A 1,008-nucleotide genomic window follows, 5' to 3' on the forward strand; every position below is an offset into this window, starting at 1 on the left:
ACTATAACCATCCTAAGGTAGCGAAATTCCTTGTCGGGTAAGTTCCGACCTGCACGAATGGCGTAACGACTTCTCGACTGTCTCAACCATAGGCCCGGTGAAATTGCACTACGAGTAAAGATGCTCGTTTCGCGCAGCAGGACGGAAAGACCCCGGGACCTTTACTACAGTTTGATATTGGTGTTCGGTTCGGCTTGTGTAGGATAGGTGGGAGACTTTGAAGCGGCCACGCCAGTGGTTGTGGAGTCGTTGTTGAAATACCACTCTGGTCGTGCTGGATGTCTAACCTGGGTCCGTGATCCGGATCAGGGACAGTGTCTGATGGGTAGTTTAACTGGGGCGGTTGCCTCCTAAAGGGTAACGGAGGCGCCCAAAGGTTCCCTCAGCCTGGTTGGCAATCAGGTGTTGAGTGTAAGTGCACAAGGGAGCTTGACTGTGAGACCGACGGGTCGAGCAGGGACGAAAGTCGGGACTAGTGATCCGGCGGTGGCTTGTGGAAGCGCCGTCGCTCAACGGATAAAAGGTACCCCGGGGATAACAGGCTGATCTTCCCCAAGAGTCCATATCGACGGGATGGTTTGGCACCTCGATGTCGGCTCGTCGCATCCTGGGGCTGGAGTCGGTCCCAAGGGTTGGGCTGTTCGCCCATTAAAGCGGTACGCGAGCTGGGTTTAGAACGTCGTGAGACAGTTCGGTCCCTATCCGCTGTGCGCGTAGGAATATTGAGAAGGGCTGTCCCTAGTACGAGAGGACCGGGACGGACGAACCTCTGGTGTGCCAGTTGTTCTGCCAAGGGCATGGCTGGTTGGCTACGTTCGGGAGGGATAACCGCTGAAAGCATCTAAGCGGGAAGCCTGCTTCGAGATGAGTGTTCCCACCCACTTGATGGGGTAAGGCTCCCAGTAGACGACTGGGTTGATAGGCCGGATATGGAAGCACCGTGAGGTGTGGAGTTGACCGGTACTAATAGGCCGAGGGCTTGTCCTCAGTTGCTCGCGTCCACTGTGT

1 rRNA gene is annotated in these 1,008 nt (G+C 56.0%); it reads left to right on the forward strand.

Annotated features, from left to right (window positions below):
- Positions 1–987: ribosomal RNA gene (locus tag I3F58_RS29185) — 23S ribosomal RNA — on the forward strand; the annotation flags it as partial.
- Positions 988–1,008: the final 21 nt, after the last annotated feature.

Source organism: Streptomyces sp. MUM 203J (assembly GCF_022414595.1).
Taxonomy (GTDB): Bacteria; Actinomycetota; Actinomycetes; order Streptomycetales; family Streptomycetaceae; genus Streptomyces.